This window comes from Rhizobium sp. P2_G9 (assembly GCF_056403475.1).
Genome location: NZ_JBFUFK010000052.1, coordinates 26,919 through 45,793, shown reverse-complemented (window position 1 = coordinate 45,793; position 18,875 = coordinate 26,919). Strand labels below are relative to the sequence as shown.

Sequence of the window (18,875 nt, the reverse complement as noted above, 5' to 3'; positions counted from 1 at the left end):
GTCGATATCTGTCGGCGATTGCAACGCAACAGGATCGACCGATGTCCGCCTTCAAAGCCCGCCCGCCCGCCGAACCCACCGTGCTGCTCGACGACGCCATGGTGCGCGTCACCCGCTGGGATTTCGTGCCCGGCGCCGACACCGGCGTGCATACGCATGGGATGGGCTATGTCGTCGTGCCGATGACCGACTGCAAGTTCCTGATCGAGGAGCAGAGCGGCGACCGCGAGGTCGATGTCGCGAAAGGGGCAGTTTATCGGCGCGAGGCGGGCGTGACGCACAATGTCGTCAATCGCGGCGATGAATTCATGTCCTTCATCGAAATCGAGTACAAGTGAGATGGACAATGCCGATTTCGACCGGGATTTCGTGCCCGCATACGGCGAAGCCGTGCCGGTCGGGCCGAATATCCAGCGGCTGACGGTCAACAACCCCTCGCCTCTCACCTTCTATGGCACCAACAGCTATATTATTGGCGACCGCTCGGTCTGCATCATCGATCCCGGCCCGGAGGACGAGGCGCATTTCCAGGCGCTGATGCAGGCGCTCGAAGGCCGGGAGGTTACCCATATCGCGGTCAGCCATACGCATCGCGATCATTCGCCTCTCACAGCGCGGCTGAAGGCGGCAACGGGAGCAATCACCGTCGCCGAAGGTCCGCATCGCGCCGCCCGGCCGCTGCACAACGGCGAGACCAATCCGTTTGCCGAGAGTTCGGACACCGGCTTCATTCCGGATGTAGCGCTCGGCCATGGCGAACGCATCGAAGGGGATGGCTGGGCGCTGACGGCGCTGCTCACGCCAGGCCACACCGCCAACCATGCCGCCTTTGCGACGGATGACGGCATCGTCTTCTCAGCCGACCATGTCATGGCCTGGTCGACCTCGATCGTGGCGCCGCCAGACGGGGCGATGGCCGACTATATGGCCTCACTGGACATGCTGATCGAGCGCGGCGACCGCATCTACCTGCCGGGCCATGGCGGGCCGGTGAAGGATCCCGGCGCCTTCTGCCGCGGCCTGCGGACCCACCGGCGCATGCGTGAGCGGGCGATCGTCGAGCGGATCAAGGCTGGCGACCGGACGATTGCGGATATGGTCAAGACGATCTATCGCAGCACGGATGTGCGACTGCATGGTGCGGCAGCGCTGTCGGTGCTGGCGCATATCGAAGATCTGGTGGAGAAGGGCGAGATCGTCACCGACGGACCGCCGCTGCTTGGCGGCGAATACCGACCGGCTTGATCAATCACCGGCTATGCCGAGCAATTCCACGTCCAGTGCCCGAAGGTATTTGTTGATCAGGGCGGCACCGCTGCCGAGGTCATGCTTGCCGTAACGCGTCGCCACGCGCACGTCCACCAATGTCGTTTCGGCCTCCTCGCGCAGGCGGATGACGATGTCCTGGCGGAAGCCGAATACGAGCGTGCGATGCACACCTTGAATGGCGGCGTCGCTGCCTTGGTTGTCCGTCACTGTGTCCGGCTTTTCCTCATAATCGGGACGTGGCAGCGGCACGGGAACATTGTCCAGCGAATCGGGTGCCGCCTCCGTCTGTGCCGCCTTTGGGTTGATCGGAGGAAACTCATCGAGCGCACCTTCGGGAGCGCCGTGCTCGTCAGTGATGGCGATGCCCTGTGCGAGCGCCACCTTGCGGGCAGCGGTATAGACGCGATCGAGCGCGCCGTCATAGCGTCGCCCGGTCAGGCCGTCATAGGCTGATGTCTGCTGCTGGCGATCTTTGGCGCCCGGTTCAGCGCGAGGACCGAGCCAGGATTGGTCCGCCTTGACCTCGGCGATCCATTTCGGCGGATCAGTGATATCGGTGCTGATGTCATRGATGGCCGGCCGGTTGATATAACCGGGTGTGCCGAGCACGACAGGCGAAATCGGCAGGATCACCAGCAGCAATGCCTCAAGCGAAGCCATGCCACCTTTGGCGCCTTTGCTCCACAGGAACACGAGGCCGAGAATGGCGAGATAGAAGGCGACGAAAGCCAGGGCCGCGCAGATCGCCGCCACGGCGAGGAAATAGGGCGTTTCCAGCGGTCCGAAGCGGTGTAGTGCCCAGGCCATGGCGAAGGTGGCCAGGGAAAGAAGAGCAAGCCGCCGGGCATAAAAGGCCGAATGGGCGACAGGGCGCTCGTACCGGACGGTCATGGCATCTCGTTCTGCAAATCCGCGACCATGCCGAGATACGCCGCCTCGAGGGCACGGGCAATGGCCGGGGTGGAAAACAGCGGGCATGACGGCAGGTTTGCGGCAAGGCTCGCCTTCAGCGCCGCAGCGCGGCCGCTGGTAGAGGCAATCCCGACTGCGGTCGCGATATAGTCTTCGACGCATTCCGTCACCAGGTCCGGCATGCCGGCGGCCCTGACGATGCTGGCGCCGACACGGCGTGCGAACGTGTCGCCCAGCAAGGTCAGCACCGGCAGGCCGGCCCAGAGCGCATCGCTGGCGGTGGTATGGGCGCCATAGGCTGACGTGTCGAGGAAGAGATCGGCCAGGCGATGGCGCGCCAGATGCTTGGCCTTGGGCAGGCGGTCGGCGAAGATTATTCGCGCGGGTGCTATGCCGCGCGCGGAAAATTCCCGATGCAGATTTTCGGCCGCGGGGACATCGGTGCGAAAAAGCCAGAGGACGGCGTCAGGCACGCGGTTAAGGATCTCGCTCCAGGCATCGAGCACCTGTGCGTCGATCTTGTAGTTCATGCTGAACGAGCAGAAGACGAAGGCATCGTCCGGAAGGCCGAAATCGGGGCGCGCGACAGGCTCCGGATCGATCGGCGCCTTGTCGTCATTGGCCTGGTAGCAGTCGGGCAAACGGACCACCCGTTCGGAATAGAAGTGTTCGTCGACCTCGCGGGCAATCGTCGGGTCGACGATGATATAGTCGATGAAGCCGGCGCCCATCGTGCCGGGAAAACCGAGATAGTTGACCTGCAGCGGCGCCGCGCGAAGTGCCAGGATTTCCGGCCGTGCATGCGCCGTGTAGCCGGCGAGATCGACGACGATGTCGAGGTCTGCATCGCGCATTGCCTTGACCGAGGCACCGATATCCAGTTGGCGGATATCCTCGAATCGGTCGGAGCCGGTTTCGATCCGACGACGGAAGCGGCTGGCATCGTCCGGGCCGAGCGACCAGGCGAAAATTTCGAAGCGATCGCGATCATGCGCCTCGATGACACCCGCCATCAGTTGCGCGATGGGGTGCTCGCGAAAGTCCGGCGACAGGTAGCCGATACGGATTTTCCGACCGGCAAAAGAGGCCGACCGACGCTCGAAGGCACCGATCTCGGATAGCCAGGCAGCGGCCCGGGTCTCCAAGGCAAGGCTGTGCAGTTCGGCCGCGCGGCGCTGGTCGCCGCCGCCGACCATGAGGCTCAGCAGGCTGAAAGGGGAAGGCGCTTCAGTGAGCGCCATGTCCGGATCGCGGATCAGTGCGACGAGAGCATCGACCTGTTTGTCGAGGTCTTGCCAGTCGCACAGCTTGCGACGGACGCCGATAAGGGCGGCAAGCGTCTTGGCGCTTCTCGGCCTGAGCGTCGTGGCGCGTTCGAGGGCCGACCTGGCCTTGGCGAGATCGCCGAGCTTTTCATGCGCATTGCCGAGATTGAACCAGGCATCGCCAAGATCCGGGCGGCTCGATACGGCGCGCTCGTACAGCAGCAGGGCTTCCTTCTGCCGGCCTTGATCGTCGATCAGCGTGCCGAGATTGTTGGCGGCCTCGCCATTGGCGGGATTGCTGGCAAGCGCCTGGCGCAAAACCTTTTCGGCCTCGTCGCGGCGCCTGAGATCCATGAGGATACGACCGCGGCTGGTGAGGAAACCGCTGTCGCCGGGAAACCGGGCCAGCGCCTCGTCCGCGGCGGCAAGCGCGGCTTCGATATCGCCCAGTTTGTGCAGCGCCGAGGCAAGACCCTGCCAGGCCACCCGCATTTGCGGCGCGGTCGTGACAAGCGCACGATATTCGCCGGCAGCGCTTGCAAAGTCGCCTGCTTCGCTCAAAGCATGTGCGAGATTGTTGCGGGCATCGGCCAGGTCAGGGGCGAGCGCCATTGCCTTGCGCAGGTAGCCGATCCCTTCGATGCCCTTGCCTGCTTGGCAGAGCGCAACACCGAGGTGATTGAGAATGGGCGCGGCATTCGGCGCCAGCATCACGGCGCGCTTCAGCGCCTCGATCCCTTCCGGGCCACGGCCGCATTGCAGGTAGGCGACGCCAAGCATGTGGGCCGCCTCGACATTGGTCCTCGCCATGGCGCTGGCCTGCAACAGCAAGGGCAAGGCATCGCTGCCCTTGCCCGCCGTCAGCAAGCCTCCGGCCTTGTCGAGCAACGGGCGAACGGCAGCCCCGCCCGCTGGTCCCGGCCGGCCGGGCGGCAATCGGCCACCTTTCGACATTCTCCACGCTCCCGAAAATCATTCTTCGGCGAGGCAGCATGGATGGTGGGACAATGTCAAGGTTTCAGACCATGCGACAATCCTCCCGAAATCGCCGGCATGCCTGATGTCCGGCGCAAGGCGAGCCTTGTCCGCCGCGATGCGAACGCGGGCGAGACCATGCCCGCGGCGATCGACACCGGGCCTTTGGCTCGGCCCGTGATTTGAGCCGCAATCGCCCCAATCTTCCCGCGCCGCAAAATAGCCAAGGTTCTCCAGGATGTTGTCTCCGGAGGGGTGATCAAGGAGTTTATGATGCCGACGCCTGAAAACCGCCCTGACGATCGTGCAGACGTCGTCCAGAACAACAAATCCGTGCCACGCGACGGCGCGTCGCAGCCGGTCGAATTCATCGAGCTTGGCCTGGCGCTCGAACTCCTTCTGGATACCTATCCGATCTTTGCCGATGCCGTGAAGGCGGCGATCCTGCCGCTCGACGGCGAATTCCTGTTCGAGCTTCCCTATGCCGGCAAACCCGACGGCAAAGGCCGCGTCGCCGCCGTGCGCCTCGCTTATGCCGGCAGTGAAGAGCCGCGCATGGCCTTCGTTTTCCTGTCGGACGATGCGATGGACACCCGCGTCGAACCGGCGGAACAGCAGGTCGAGCATCTGCGCAATTTCGCGCAATCCTTCGTCGATGTGCTGGAGAAGATCGAGCAGCACTGACGCCCTCAGGTGATCGGTTGGCGCGGCAGTGATTAAGGCTTGCCTCGCTTCTGGCTGCACAGTAAACGAGTGCGCATCCCCTTGCGCAACGCGAACCTTCGGCCAAAGCACTCCGGATGACCGCCTCTTCCCTCGCCGAAAGCCGGCGCAGCACCGAACTCACCGCTGCCATTGCCGCCATGATCGGCGCGGCATCGGCGATGAGCATATCACCGAGCCTGGTGCGGTTTGCCGATGTCGGGCCACTGTCGAGCGCGTTCTGGCGTGTTTTCCTCGCACTGCCCATCCTCTGGCTGTGGATGCGGGCAGAGGAGAAGAACAGCGGTGCGGGCAAAAGTGCGAGCTGGACGGTGCCGATCCTGCTTGCGGGCCTGTTTTTTGCCGGCGATCTCCTGCTCTGGCATTTGGCGATCATGAAGACGACAATCGCCAACGCGACCTTCTTCGCGACGATGGCGCCGTTGTGGGTGGTGATCTTCGGCTGGCTCGTCCTGAAGCAGAAGCCTGAACGGGCAACGCTTGCAGGTCTTGGTTTCTGCCTCGTTGGCGGATCGGCGCTGGTCTACGAGAGCATCTCGCTCAATCCCGCCCATTCGCTCGGCGATGCGCTGGGCATAGGCACGGGCGTGTTCTACGGCCTCTATTTCCTGGCCGTCGGCGCTGCACGCAAAGCCACGGGTGCTGCGCGCGTGACTTTCGAAATGAGCGTGGTCGCGGTCGTGATCYTGTTCGTTGCCGCGCTTGCCATCGAAGGCAATATCCTGCCGCATTCGATCTGGGGCTGGAGCGTGCTGTTTGCGCTGGCTTTTATCAGCCATGCCGGCGGCCAGGGTCTGCTGTCGGTGGCGCTGGGACGGCTGCCAGCCGCCTTTTCTTCGCTGGTGACCTTCCTTCAGGCAACCGGCGCGGCCGGCTTCGCCTGGATGCTGCAGCATGAGCCCATTTCGCCGATCCAGGCGATCGGAGGCGCCATCGTCCTGGCAGGCATTTGGGTGGCCAGACCGCGCGGTGCGGCGCAGTCCGGCTGACACCCTTCAGCGTTTTTTCCCATTCCTGATCGTCGCCTGCGCCGCCGCCAGCTTGGCGATCGGCACGCGGAAAGGTGAGCAGGAGACGTAGTCGAGGCCGGATTCCTCGCAGAAGGCGATCGACACCGGGTCGCCGCCATGTTCGCCGCAGATGCCGAGTTTCAGGCCGGGCCTTGTGCGGCGGCCGCGCTCGGCGGCGATCTTGATCAGTTCTCCGACGCCGTCGAAGTCGAGATTGACGAAGGGATCGCGGTCGATGATGCCCTTGCGCATATAGGTCGGCAGGAAGCTCGATGCGTCGTCGCGTGACATGCCGAAGGTCGTCTGCGTCAGGTCGTTGGTGCCGTAGGAAAAGAATTCGGCCACTTCGGCGATGACATGGGCGCGAAGGGCCGCACGCGGCAATTCGATCATCGTACCGACCAGATAGGCGATGGACATGCCAGATTCGGCGATCACCGAGCGGGCGACTTCGTCGATGCGTGCCTTGACATAATCGAGCTCGGCTTTCAGCCCGACCACCGGCACCATGATCTCCGGTTCGACGGCTTCGCCGGTCTGGCGCGCCGCCTCGACGGCGGCCTCGAAAATGGCGCGGGCCTGCATTTCGACGATTTCCGGATGCGAGATATGCAGCCGGCAGCCGCGATGGCCGAGCATCGGGTTGAATTCATGCAGCGCGTCGATGCGTTCGCGCAGATGGAATGGTTGCATGCCGATCTGCGCTGCGACCTCATCGATCTCGTCGTCGGATTTCGGCAGGAATTCGTGCAGCGGCGGATCGAGCAGGCGGATGGTCACCGGCGTGCCATGCATGATTTCGAACAGCTCGACGAAATCGGCGCGCTGCATGGGCAGCAACTGATCGAGCGCTTCGCGACGCTTCTCGACCGTCTCGGCGAGAATCATTTCGCGCATGACATTGATGCGGCCGCCCTCGAAGAACATGTGCTCGGTGCGGCAAAGGCCGATGCCCTCGGCGCCGAAGGCACGCGCCGCGCGCGCATCGGAGGGCGTCTCGGCATTGGTGCGCACGCGCATGCGGCGGATCCTGTCGGCCCAACCCATGATGCGCTCGAAATCACCCGACAATTCCGGCTGCAGCATCGGCTGCACGCCCTTCAGCACATGGCCGGACGAGCCGTCGATGGAGATGATATCGCCTTCCCTGAGCTTGATCCCCGGCCCCACCAGTTCTCGATTGCGCATATCGACCCTCAGCGCGCCGACGCCGCAGACGCAGGGCAGGCCCATGCCCCGCGCCACCACGGCCGCATGGCTGGTCATGCCACCGCGTGTGGTGAGGATGCCTTCGGCGGCCTGCATGCCGTGGATGTCCTCCGGGCTGGTCTCCGTGCGCACGAGGATGACCTTGCGGCCCTCCTTTTCCGCCGCGACGGCGCCTTCGGACGTGAAGATGATCTCACCGGAAGCGGCGCCCGGCGAGGCGGGCAGACCGGTGCCGATCACGTCGCGTCTCGCAGCGGGGTCGATGGTCGGATGCAGCAGTTGGTCGAGGCTAGCAGGATCGATACGGTCGACGGCGTCGGCGGCGCTGATCAGGCCCTCGTCGACCATGTCGACGGCGATCTTCAGGGCTGCCTTGGCGGTGCGCTTGCCGATGCGGACCTGCAGCATCCAGAGCTTGCCGCGCTCGATGGTGAATTCGAGGTCCAGCATATCGCGAAAATGCGCTTCGAGTTTGTTGCAGACATTGAGGAATTCCTTGAACGCCTCCGGCATCACCTTTTCGAGCGAAGGGCGGTCCGAACCGGTTTCGATGCGCGCCTTTTCGGTTATGCTTTGTGGTGTGCGAAGACCGGCGACGACATCCTCACCCTGGGCGTTGACGAGGAACTCACCATAGAGCTCCTTGAGGCCCGTCGACGGATTGCGGGTGAAGGCGACGCCGGTGGCGGAGGAATTGCCGAGATTGCCGAACACCATGGCCTGGATATTGACCGCCGTGCCCCAATCCGAAGGGATGTTGTGCATCAGGCGGTAGGTGACGGCGCGATGATTCATCCAACTGGCAAAGATCGCGCCGACCGCGCCCCAGAGCTGCGCCATCGGGTCACCAGGAAAGCTGAAGCCCTCCTCGGCCAGCATTTCCTTGTAGCGGGCGATCAGGCCCTGCCATTCCTCGGCAGTCACCTCGGTGTCCTGCTCGCGGCCGAGCCTTGCCTTCTCGTCTTCGAGGATTTCCTCGAAGACGTCATGGCCAAGTCCCATGACCACGCCGCCATACATTTCGATGAAGCGGCGATAGGAATCCCAGGCAAAGCGCGCGTCATCCGTATCGGCGGCGAGCGCCAGGACCGTCTCGTCGTTAAGGCCGAGATTGAGCACCGTGTCCATCATGCCGGGCATGGAAACGCGGCTGCCGGAACGGACGGCAAGCAAGAGCGGCCGGCTGTCGCTGCCGAATTTACGGCCGGTCAGGCTTTCGAGCCGCTGCAGGCCTTCGACCACGGCCGCCTTGAGACCATCGGGAAAGGCCTGGCCATTCTGGAAATAATAACTGCAGGCATCGGCGACGATCGTCAGGCCAGGCGGCACCGGCAGGCCGAGCGCGCTCATCTCAGCGAGATTGGCGCCCTTGCCGCCCAGCCGATCGGCCATGTCGGATCGGCCATCAGCCTTGCCGCCGCCAAAACTATAGACCCATTTGGTCATTCCGGCCCTCCCGGCGGAATTATGCATTTTGATGACAGTGCTATCTCATTCCACCAGCTTTGAAAACAGCCGGATGGTAGAAAATGCTGCGTCGCAACAAGAATGCGGCTTTATTGTACTTTCAGCGATATTGCCGCTTTCGAATCTTCAAAATCGATTGATCCTATAGGCGCATGACATCTTCCTTCGCACTCCGTCCCTCGACCGAAGCCGACTACGATACGATTGCCGAAATCTGGCACTCAAGTGCCAGCCTGCCGGACGTCGGCCCTCCCATGATGCCGACCGAAGCCGATTTGCGCAAACGGCTGGAGGCAGAATTCGCGGCCGGCTGGCAGGTCACGCTTGCGGTGCGCGGCGATGAGATTGTCGGTTTTCTCGCAATCAGGCTCGCAGAGGCAGTGCTGGCCGAACTCTTCGTCCGACCCGGATCGCTCGGAGGAGGAATCGGACAAGCGCTGCTCGCCCAGGCGATTGACGCAATGCCAGACGGGTTTACGCTGTTCACGCGATCCGGAAATCTCAGGGCACGCCGGTTCTATGAGAAGGCTGGTCTCGTGGTGCTTCGCGAAGCGATGCATCCGCGGTTCGGCGATCCGATTGTCTACTACGAATGGAAACGAAGCTGAGCCTCGCGGAAAGGCGGCTTCAGATGGCGCCGTAATCCGTCACATCGATCCGCGCAATCTTGCCCTGATCATTGAAGACCAGCGTCTCCTCGCCCGTACGCGTCATCGGCGCGCCTGTGCGGCTGTCGGTGGCCGCGAGTTCCCAGACGGAACGGGCGGCGTTGTCGCTGATCTTATCGACGCTTTTGTCCTTGGCGACCTGATCAGGATAGGCGTCGAAATATTTGCGGAAGGCGGCCATGATCGCGTCCCGGCCATCGATCCGGCCGCCGACGCCGCCGGAGACATAGACCGCATCCTCGGCGAAATAATCCTCGATCGTCGCATAGTCGAGCGCATTGATGGCGTTGTGGAAGATGGTCAGGTGTTCAACGGGGTCGAAGTTTTTCATCATGCAAGTCCATAGTTGGCAAGTTCTGCGTCGAGGGCATCTGCGCCGACATAGTGAATAGCATTCCAGCCATAGACGCGCGCAGCTTCGACATTGGCTTGGCTGTCGTCGATGAACAGAGTCGCCTTGGGATCGAGACCGAAGGTTTTCGTATGGGTTTCGTAGATCGCCGCATCGGGCTTCAGCAGCCTGACATGCGCCGAAACCGTGACGCCGCGCGGCTTCTTCAGGAATGGGAAAATCTCGCTCGCCTGTTCGAACGTGTCGGCGGCGAAGTTGGTGAGCATGGTGACATCGCGGCCTTCGGCGATGAACCGATCCAGATGGGCAACGCTGCGCTCATAGGCATGCGGCACCATTTCATGCCAGTATTTGCGGAAGGCGCGAATATGCTCCTCACGATCGGGGAATTTTTCGAGCAACAGCTCTTCCGCTTCCAGCCAGGTGCGGCCGCGATCCTGCTCGATGTTCCAATCATGGGTGCAGACATTGTCGAAGAACCATTTGCGCTCTTCTTCATCCGGGATCAGCCGCGAATAGGGAATGTTGGGGTCGTAGTGGAGCAGAACCTTGCCGATGTCGAAGACGATATGGCGGATTTCAGCGGGCATTGCGTTTCCTTGCAGGTTTGTCGAACGCATCGGCAATAGCGGCGGTGATTGCTTTTTTCATGACAGTTGGCAAGGCTTGTGACGGGAGATTGGGGATGGGTTCCCACCAGGTCTGGAGTTGCGCTCCGGGGCTACCCCCCTCTGCCCTCCTGAGCTTTTGTCGAAGGGCGGGCATCTCCCCCTCAAGGGGGGAGATTGACGCGCGGCTACCGCTCGCCCCGATCTCAAAGCTTGGAGTGGGGCTGCGAGCGTCCTCCCAGCCAATCTCCCCCCTTGAGGGGGAGATGTCCGGCAGGACAGAGGGAGGTAGCCCAGGGACATCGGCTCGGTAGATCGTCAGCCGCAATTCAAAATGCGTAAACACATGCACGATCGCTCCACACGACCGCCACTCCGCATCGAATGGCGCCGCGTCCACGCCCGTCGCGCCATCACGGCTGGCGGTCCAGCCCGTCGTCGGCACCTCGGTCATTCCCCCGAGGAGACCTGTCTCCGGCCGCTTGCGCAACAGCACCCTTCCCTCGCCATCCACCGCGACAAAAGCCGCGCCCTGTCGGACCGGCTTGTCCTTCTTCGCCGCCTTCACCGGAAAATTCTCCGGATCGTCCGTCCTCAGAGCCAGACAGTTCTCGCGCCAGGGACAGAGCGAACAGGCCGGGCGCTTCGGTGTGCAGATCGTCGCGCCCAGGTCCATCATCGCCTGGGCGAAATCGCCGGGGCGCGTCGTGGGCGTCAGCGTATCGAGATGGGCCTTCAGCACCGGCTTGGCGCCCGGCAGCGCCTCGCGCACGGCAAACAGCCGCGAGACGACACGCTCGACATTGCCGTCCATCACCAGCGCCCGTCGGTCGAAGGCGATGGCGGCGATGGCGGCGGAGGTGTAATCACCAATGCCGGGCAGGCCCTGCAATCCCTCGGCCGTATCGGGGAACACGCCGCCATGCAGCGCGACGACCATTTCGGCGCATTTTTTCAGGTTTCTGGCGCGGGCATAGTAACCGAGGCCGGCCCAGGCCTTCATCACGTCCTCGGTGTCGGCAGCGGCGAGGTCCGCAATGGTCGGCCAGAGGGCGAGGAATTTTTCGAAATAAGCTTTGACCGCCTGGACCGTGGTCTGCTGCAGCATCACTTCCGACAGCCAGACACGATAGGGGTCGGCGCGCTTTCCCGCGGCTTGCGCGCGCGGACCGGTGCGCCAGGGAAGATCGCGATGGTGGCGGTCGTACCAGATCAGCAGGTCGGCGGGACGCGGTTGCGAGAAGCCAGCGGGGAGATTATGATTCATATGATAGACCTAACAAATCTCGAAGCGGTCCCCAAAGCCTGATGTCGACATTCCACAAATATGGCGAGATACAGATTTCCGAAGCGGCCAACCGGCTGATCGATCCTGTGCTGGCGAAGAAAGCCGGGATCAGCACCGCGCTGATCGGCTCCTGGGACGAGATCGTCGGCGCCGATTTCGCCGATTGTACGCGGCCGGAAAAGATCTCCTGGCCGCGCCGCAATGCGGGCTTGAGCGGCGATAGCGGCGGCGTTGAGCCGGGCGTGCTCACCATTGCCTGCGAGGGCGCGCGGGCGCTGTTTCTCACGCATGTTCAGGGCGAACTCATCCAGCGGATCAACGGCTTCTTCGGCTATCCGGCGATCCGGCAGATCCGGATCGTGCAGAAACCGGTCACGCCGCCACAGAAATTCCGCCGCAAGCCGCGGTCGCTGACGCCGTCGGAGAATGCCAAGCTGAGTGCGCTGACCGAAGAGATCGACAACGACAAGCTGAAGGCCGCGCTCGACCGGCTCGGCCGGGCAGTGATCGGCAGTCGCAAGCGTTAGATTTTATTCACTTTTTCCTGACCCTACGCCATCGGCCAGTCACAATTCTTTGAACATATGCGCTGAACCGCCACTTGCCTGAACTATAGGCGCAGTATATCCCGTCTTCATCTTTGCCCTATCGAGGAGCCCCTATGCCGATCTCATTGACCACCCTGTCGATCCGCCTTGTCGCCGCACTCGCCATTACCGGCCTGGGCGCAGCATTTGCCGGCTCGGCGAGCGCAGGTGACGCCGCGAAGGTCGATCCGATCCAGACGAGCGCCACCGCCGACGTGCCGACGCCCGAAGGCAAGGTGGATATCGCCAAGCTGATGGCGCCCGGCCCGCTGCCGGAAATCTCGCTCGGCAAGGCCGATGCCAAGGTTACGATCGTCGAATATATGTCGCTCGATTGCCCGCACTGCATGCGCTTCGCCACGACCGTGTTCGAACCGATCAAGAAGAAATATGTCGACACCGGCAAGGTGCGCTTCATCGTCCGCGAATTCCCGCTTCGTTCGCGCGCCATGGCCGCGATCATGCTGGCCCGCTGTGTGCCGCAGGACAAATTCTTCCCGATGATCACCGCCATGTTCCAGACCCAGGAAACCTGGGTCACGGCCGAAGATGGCCGCGCGGCGCTGCTGCAAGTCGCCAAGCTGGCCGGTTTCACACAGGAGAGTTTCCAGGCTTGCTTGACGAACCAAAAGCTTCTGGATGATGTAACGGCCATACGCGAGAAGGCGGGCAACGATTTCGGCGTGGATTCGACCCCAACCTTCTTCATCAACGGGGCAAAATATACCGGGGAAATGTCTGTTGATCAGATGTCGGCGATCATCGACGCTGCGGGCTGATTTCAAAACGACTTCCGCAACAGGCGGCAGCCGCGGGCTGCCGCCTGTTTTCGTTTGTGCGCCGTTTCCGGGGCTCGGCTCATGAAGTTTACCAAGCTCCGGATCACCGGCTTCAAGTCCTTCGTCGAACCCTCCGAATTCCTGATCGAGCCTGGTCTGACCGGCGTGGTCGGGCCGAACGGCTGCGGCAAGTCCAACCTGACGGAATCGCTGCGATGGGTGATGGGCGAGAATTCCTACAAGAACATGCGCGCCTCGGGCATGGACGACGTGATTTTTTCCGGCTCCGGCCAGCGGCCGGCACGCAATTCCGCCGAAGTCGGCCTGTTTATCGACAATTCCGACCGCACCGCGCCCGCGGCATTCAACGATGCCGATGAATTGCAGGTCACGCGCCGTATCGAGCGCGAACAAGGTTCGATCTATCGCATCAATGGCAAGGAGGCGCGCGCCCGCGATGTGCAGCTTCTCTTCGCCGATGCCTCGACCGGCGCCCGCTCACCCGCCATGGTTGGTCAGGGGCGGATCGGCGAACTGATCCAGGCAAAGCCACAGGCCCGGCGGCAATTGCTGGAAGAGGCGGCAGGCATTTCCGGCCTGCATTCGCGGCGCCACGAGGCGGAACTTCGGCTGAAGGCGGCAGAGACCAATCTAGAGCGGCTGGAAGACGTCACCACGACGCTCTCGACGCAGATCGAGAGCCTGAAACGTCAGGCGCGGCAAGCTAATCGCTTCAAGCAGCTTTCCGCTTCGGTCCGCGCCGAGGAAGCGAAGCTCCTCTATATCCGCTGGTCGCAGGCCAAGGTGGCGGAGGGCGAGGCCGACAGCGCGCTCAACCAGGCTACCAATGTCGTCGCCGAGCGGGCGCAGGCACAGATGGAAGCGGCCAAGCAGCAGGCGGTGCAGGGCCTGAAACTGCCCGAACTGCGCGACGCCGAGGCGAAGGCGGCTGCAGCGCTGCAGCGGCTGTCGATCGCCCGCACCCAGCTCGACGATGAAGCCAAACGTCTCGACCAGCGTCGGCAGGAACTCGAACGACGGATCACCCAGCTCGCCGCCGATATCGAGCGCGAGCGGCAGATGATCGCCGGCAACCACGAGATCCTGGCGCGACTTGCAGAGGAAGAGGCGGAACTGCGCGAGGCGCTCGAAAACTCTGCCGAGCGCGCCGAGGTGCTGACGCAGGCGCTGCAAGAGGCGAGCGTGCTGGTCGGTGAGGCGGAAGCCAGAATGCAGGCGCTGACGGCCGAACGGGCCGAAGCGATCGCCGGCCGCCAACAGACGGAGCGCTTTCTCGCCGACCTCGCGCAGCGGCGGCTCAGGCTTGAAAAGCAGATTGGCGATGCCGAGCGCGACCTGCAAGCGCTGGAAGATCGCCTCACTGCCTTGCCCGATCCGGTACAGAAGCAGGAGGAATTGGAGGCGGCCGAGATCGCACACGAGGATGGCGAGGCGGCGATGGCTGCAGCTGAGCGGGCGCTGACTGCTGCGCGTCAGATGGAGACCGACAGCCGCAAGCCGCTCGATGAGGCGCGCGCCGCCTTGCAGATGCTGGAGACCGAGGCACGCACCATTCGGGGTATGCTGGCCGCCGGCGGGGAGAAGACTGAAACGCCAGTCTCTGACTTGATCAGCGCCGACAGCGGGGTGGAAACCGCGCTCGGCGCCGTGATGGGCGACGATCTCGATTCAGCGCTGGTCGATACGGCCGCCGCTTACTGGTCCACGCCCGGCGATGGCACGGACGATCCTCTCCTGCCTGACGGCGTGCGCGCCTTGATTGATCTTGTCGGCGCACCGCAAGAGCTGCATCGCCGGCTGCGGCAGACAGGTATCGTCGAGGAAAGCCAGGGCAAGCGGCTGCAGGCGGACCTGAAGCCGGGCCAACGGCTGGTGTCGCGCCAGGGGACGGTGTGGCGCTGGGATGGGCATGTGACGAAATCGGGCGCGCCGAGTGCCGCGGCTCTCCGCTTGCAGCAGAGGAACCGGCTGACCGCGATTGAAAACGAGATCGAGGAGGCTGGTTTCCGTGTCGAGGATGCCGAAATCATCCATCACGAAGCGGTGGAGAGCGTGCGCCGTGACGAGGCGCGGCTCGCCAGCAATCGCGATATGGAGCGGCTCCTTGCCCGCAAACTCAGCGAGGCGCGCGATGCACTGGTCCAGGCCGAACGCGCCAGTGCCGAACTGATCCGACTGCGCGACACCGGCACCGACTATATCGCCGGTTATCGCGCGCAACTCGACGAACTGGCAGTGTCCGAGGAAGATGCGCGCATCGCGCTTGCCGAGGCGCCGGATATTTCCGGGCTCGACCTTGCTTTGCGTGAGCAGAGCGCGGTCGTGGCAGAGCGACGCGCGGCGCTGGCGGAAACCCGTGCGGAGCATGATTCCGAGGCGCGCGAGAACGACAGCCGGCGGCGGCGCCTGTCGGCAATCGCTTCAGAACGACAGGTCTGGAAGGAGCGCGAACATTCCGCCGGCCAGCAGATCGAGACGCTCACCGCCCGCGAGGAGGAAGCGCGGATCGAGCTTGAAGACCTGCTCGCAGCCCCCGAAGAATATGATGAGAAGCGCCGCGCGCTGGTGGCCGAGATCGCGCGCGCTGAAACCGCCCGCAAGGAAGCCGCCGACCGGCTGGCCGCGCAGGAAAACCTCGAACGCGAGGCCGACCGCGCTGCCTCCAATGCGCTCGGCGCACTTGCCGAGGCGCGCGAGCGGCGCGGTCGGGCAGAGGAACGGCTGGTTTCGGCACGCGAATGGCGGATCGAGGCGGAAACACGCATTCGCGACACGCTCTCCGTGCCACCGCATGAAGTGCTGCGTCTCACCGGTCTGAAGCCGGATGACAAGATGCCGGAAATCCGGGCGATCGAGATCGAGCTCGAACGCCTGAAAATGGAGCGCGAGCGGCTGGGCGCCGTCAACCTGCGCGCCGAGGAGGAGCAGATCGAGCTCACTGGCAAGCTCGATGCTCTGGTGCGCGAGCGAGACGACGTCATCGATGCGATCCGCAAGCTGCGCGCCGCTATCCAGAACCTCAATCGCGAGGGTCGCGAACGGCTGATGAGCGCTTTCGACCAGGTGCAGGTGCAGTTCAAACGGCTGTTCACACACCTCTTCAATGGCGGCGAAGCGGAACTGCAGCTGATTGAAAGCGACGATCCGCTTGAGGCTGGCCTGGAAATCCTCGCCCGCCCGCCCGGCAAGAAGCCGCAGACGATGACACTATTGTCCGGTGGCGAGCAGGCGCTGACCGCCATGGCGCTGATCTTCGCCGTCTTCCTCACCAACCCGGCACCGATCTGCGTGCTCGACGAAGTCGACGCGCCGCTCGACGACCATAATGTCGAGCGCTATTGCAACCTGATGGACGAGATGGCGGCGACCACGGAAACCCGCTTCCTGATCATCACCCACAATCCGATCACCATGGCGCGCATGAACCGACTCTATGGGGTGACGATGGCCGAACAGGGCGTGAGCCAATTGGTCAGCGTCGACCTGCAGACAGCCGAGCGACTGGTGGAAGTGGCATAGGACTGTCGGATCACCACCGCAACAATCTGTCGAATTCCGCGTTCCTCAAACGACCAGATGTAAGGCCCGGCCTTTGGAAGAGCTGCCGCCTTGCAATCGTCAAGAAAATAGGTTGATATAAACCTATTTCGTAGGAGGAAGACATGGATACGAGAACGCTTATCCCCGCCACCGAACTCGCCAGGCGCAACGGCATGCGCTTTCCCAACGAATCGGCAGACTATCGGGAGGCGCGCGACGCGCTGCTGGCCGAGGAGATCGAGCTGCGCCGGCATATCGAACGCGTTGCCGAGCAACGCCGGGCTCTGCCGCCGGGCGGCGAAGTCGCCAAGGACTATCGCTTCGAGGGCATCGATGGAGCAGTAACTTTGAAGGACCTGTTCGGCGACAAGCAGACGCTTGTGACCTATAGCTACATGTTCGGGCCGCAGCGCGAGCGCCCCTGCCCGATGTGCACGTCACTTCTATCGTCTTGGGATGGCGAGGTGCTTGATATCAAGCAGAATACCGCGCTGGCGGTGATCGCGCGCTCGCCGCTGGAACGGCTACTGGCGTTCAAGAAGGAACGCGGCTGGCATCACCTGCCGCTCTATTCCGACATGACGGGAGACTATAGCCGCGACTATTTCGGCGTCACCGACAACGGCGACGATATTCCGGCATTCAACGTGTTCACGCGCCGCGATGGCACGATCAGGCATTTCTGGTCGGGAGAGATGGGATCTGAAACCGCTGATCCAGGGCAGGATCCGCGCGGTGCGCCGGATCTTATGCCGCTCTGGACGATCATCGATTCGACGCCCGAAGGCCGGGCGCCAACATGGTATCCGAAACTCAACTACTGAGTTTCGTGCGGCGGCCTGTGTTAAGCAGGCCGCTTGGCCCTACTTAACGGTACCACCAGAAACGCTTGCGCATCTGCTCTTCCGTCGAGTTGACGAAATCGCGACGGTCGAGGCCGATATCGGCAAACAGGTGCTCGTTGCTGCTGGTGCGAGCAAGGTTGCGGAGGACAGAGTTATTGCGGAGCGATGCCAGCATGGCCGTTTCCTCATTCATTTAATTGTTGGATTGATATCTTTATATAACGCACATTGACATAAATGAAGCGAATAGTATGAATGGCAGGCATTAGAAAAACGAATGGCTGACCATGAATACGCCTCTCGAAAGCGACCTGCTGCGCACCTTCATCGCCGTGGCCGAAACCAGCAATTTCACCAAGGCGGCGGAGATCGTCGGCCGTACGCAATCGGCCGTCAGCATGCAGATACGCAAGCTCGAAGAGAGCGTCGGATGCGCCTTGTTCGAACGCGGTTCGCGCGGCGTGATGCTGACCAAGCAGGGCAATGCGCTGCTGACCAAGGCGCGCCGCATCGTCATGCTGCTCGACGAAACGGCGATCAGCATGCGCCAGCCGAGCTTAAGCGGCGTGGTGCGCATCGGCATCCCCGAAGAATATGGCTCTTCCGTACTGCCGCGGGCGTTGAGGAATTTCGACCAGTCGCATCCCGGCGTCGAGATCATCGTCAATTTCGGCCGCTCCTCGGTGCTGACCGATGCACTCAATGCCGGCAAGCTCGATCTGGCCGTGGTCTACGAACAGGGCGACTTCACCACCAGCGAGGTTTTGCGTACCGACCCTACCGTGTGGGTAACGTCCGATATTCACGAGACGCATCTGCGCTCACCGCTGCCGGTGGCGATGTATTCCGGCACGGGCTGGGCAAAGACGCTGTCGCTGTCGGTGCTCGATAATCTCGGTAAGGATTATCGTATCGCCTATGTCAGCGACACCAGCAACGGGCTGATGGCCGCTGTGCAGGCCGGGTTGGGGATTGCGCCGCTTGCACGCGTCGGCATACCGCCGAACTGCCGCGAACTGACGGCGGCGGACGGCTATGATGTCGTCGACCATTCCAACGTTACCTTGAGGCTCAATAACCGCAAGCACGATCCCGCGATTACCGGCATGGCGAATGCGATCCGGGAAGCGTTTGCGAGTGATCGGGCGGAGAAGGTGCCAGCTATGCGCGGTGGTGGAAGAGCAGACGGCGAAGTCGCAGACGTGTCACCAGGAGCGGTGCGACAGATTGGCACACTCACTTAGCCGGTTGAAAATAATTCTGCAGATACAGTTACTTAGAAAATGAGTAAGTATCCACACCCTTTTTGCGTGAGGTTGCTGCAGTTATTTTGCCGCGATACAGATCGGCTGAAGAT

At 62.7% G+C, this 18,875-nt stretch carries 17 protein-coding genes; 10 read left to right on the top strand and 7 right to left on the bottom strand.

Annotated features, from left to right (window positions below; all coding sequences use genetic code 11):
* The first annotated feature begins 41 nt into the window (after positions 1-41).
* Positions 42-338: a cupin domain-containing protein gene (locus tag AC1DYF_RS33060; RefSeq protein ID WP_477882165.1), complete on the top strand. Its 297-nt coding sequence runs from the start codon at positions 42-44 to the stop codon at positions 336-338.
* A gap of 1 nt (position 339) precedes the next feature.
* Positions 340-1,245 carry an MBL fold metallo-hydrolase gene (locus AC1DYF_RS33055; RefSeq protein ID WP_477882163.1) on the top strand — a complete coding sequence of 302 codons (906 nt, stop codon included), beginning with the start codon at positions 340-342 and terminating at the stop codon, positions 1,243-1,245.
* Here AC1DYF_RS33055 and AC1DYF_RS33050 read toward each other — a convergent pair whose 3' ends face one another.
* The gene (locus tag AC1DYF_RS33050; protein WP_477882162.1) at positions 1,246-2,160 is read right to left on the bottom strand and encodes a DUF1499 domain-containing protein; all 915 of its coding nucleotides are present in this window, start codon (positions 2,158-2,160) and stop codon (positions 1,246-1,248) included.
* Positions 2,157-4,400: a tetratricopeptide repeat protein gene (locus tag AC1DYF_RS33045; protein ID WP_477882161.1), complete on the bottom strand. Its 2,244-nt coding sequence runs from the start codon at positions 4,398-4,400 to the stop codon at positions 2,157-2,159. The genes AC1DYF_RS33050 and AC1DYF_RS33045 overlap by 4 nt, the downstream gene beginning before the upstream one ends.
* Before the next feature lie 294 nt (positions 4,401-4,694).
* Between AC1DYF_RS33045 and AC1DYF_RS33040 the strand changes: the two genes are divergently transcribed.
* Positions 4,695-5,105, top strand: a complete 411-nt coding sequence (locus AC1DYF_RS33040; RefSeq protein WP_477882159.1) for a hypothetical protein — start codon at positions 4,695-4,697, stop codon at positions 5,103-5,105.
* A 116-nt stretch (positions 5,106-5,221) separates the two neighbouring features.
* Entirely contained in the window at positions 5,222-6,133 is a 912-nt protein-coding gene (locus tag AC1DYF_RS33035; protein WP_477882157.1) for a DMT family transporter, read from the top strand.
* A 6-nt stretch (positions 6,134-6,139) separates the two neighbouring features.
* Here AC1DYF_RS33035 and ppdK read toward each other — a convergent pair whose 3' ends face one another.
* Positions 6,140-8,809 (bottom strand): pyruvate, phosphate dikinase, encoded by a 2,670-nt coding sequence (ppdK, locus tag AC1DYF_RS33030; protein ID WP_477882156.1) that lies wholly within the window; start codon positions 8,807-8,809, stop codon positions 6,140-6,142.
* Positions 8,810-8,982: 173 nt separating this feature from the next.
* Here ppdK and AC1DYF_RS33025 point away from each other — a divergent pair, with 173 nt between their 5' ends.
* Positions 8,983-9,438, top strand: coding sequence for an N-acetyltransferase family protein (locus AC1DYF_RS33025; RefSeq protein ID WP_477882154.1), 456 nt, complete (start codon positions 8,983-8,985; stop codon positions 9,436-9,438).
* 19 nt (positions 9,439-9,457) lie between these two features.
* Here AC1DYF_RS33025 and AC1DYF_RS33020 read toward each other — a convergent pair whose 3' ends face one another.
* The 3 genes from AC1DYF_RS33020 to mutY are packed head-to-tail and all read right to left on the bottom strand — an operon-like array spanning position 9,458 to position 11,725.
* Positions 9,458-9,829, bottom strand: coding sequence for a nuclear transport factor 2 family protein (locus AC1DYF_RS33020; RefSeq protein WP_477882152.1), 372 nt, complete (start codon positions 9,827-9,829; stop codon positions 9,458-9,460).
* Positions 9,829-10,440: an HAD family hydrolase gene (locus tag AC1DYF_RS33015; protein WP_477882150.1), complete on the bottom strand. Its 612-nt coding sequence runs from the start codon at positions 10,438-10,440 to the stop codon at positions 9,829-9,831. Before AC1DYF_RS33015 ends, AC1DYF_RS33020 begins: the two co-directional genes overlap by 1 nt.
* Positions 10,430-11,725, bottom strand: a complete 1,296-nt coding sequence (mutY, locus tag AC1DYF_RS33010; protein ID WP_477882148.1) for an A/G-specific adenine glycosylase — start codon at positions 11,723-11,725, stop codon at positions 10,430-10,432. The genes AC1DYF_RS33015 and mutY overlap by 11 nt, the downstream gene beginning before the upstream one ends.
* A 41-nt stretch (positions 11,726-11,766) precedes the next feature.
* Here mutY and AC1DYF_RS33005 point away from each other — a divergent pair, with 41 nt between their 5' ends.
* The 4 genes from AC1DYF_RS33005 to AC1DYF_RS32990 all read left to right on the top strand — a co-directional run bounded on the left by AC1DYF_RS33005 (position 11,767) and on the right by AC1DYF_RS32990 (position 17,497).
* On the top strand, positions 11,767-12,273 hold the full coding sequence (locus AC1DYF_RS33005) for a DUF721 domain-containing protein (RefSeq protein ID WP_477882146.1): 507 nt from the start codon (positions 11,767-11,769) through the stop codon (positions 12,271-12,273).
* 134 nt (positions 12,274-12,407) lie between these two features.
* A complete protein-coding gene (locus AC1DYF_RS33000; RefSeq protein WP_477882144.1) occupies positions 12,408-13,112 on the top strand; it encodes a DsbA family protein in 705 nt (234 codons plus the stop codon).
* Positions 13,113-13,193: 81 nt separating this feature from the next.
* Positions 13,194-16,652, top strand: coding sequence for a chromosome segregation SMC family protein (locus tag AC1DYF_RS32995; RefSeq protein ID WP_477882143.1), 3,459 nt, complete (start codon positions 13,194-13,196; stop codon positions 16,650-16,652).
* 143 nt (positions 16,653-16,795) lie between these two features.
* Positions 16,796-17,497, top strand: coding sequence for a DUF899 family protein (locus tag AC1DYF_RS32990; RefSeq protein WP_477882141.1), 702 nt, complete (start codon positions 16,796-16,798; stop codon positions 17,495-17,497).
* A 43-nt stretch (positions 17,498-17,540) separates the two neighbouring features.
* On the opposite strand, the gene AC1DYF_RS32985 is transcribed toward AC1DYF_RS32990, so the two are convergent.
* Positions 17,541-17,693, bottom strand: coding sequence for a hypothetical protein (locus AC1DYF_RS32985; protein WP_477882139.1), 153 nt, complete (start codon positions 17,691-17,693; stop codon positions 17,541-17,543).
* A 112-nt stretch (positions 17,694-17,805) separates the two neighbouring features.
* On the opposite strand from AC1DYF_RS32985, the gene AC1DYF_RS32980 reads away from it, so the two are divergent.
* The gene (locus tag AC1DYF_RS32980; protein ID WP_477882137.1) at positions 17,806-18,762 is read left to right on the top strand and encodes a LysR family transcriptional regulator; all 957 of its coding nucleotides are present in this window, start codon (positions 17,806-17,808) and stop codon (positions 18,760-18,762) included.
* Positions 18,763-18,875: the final 113 nt, after the last annotated feature.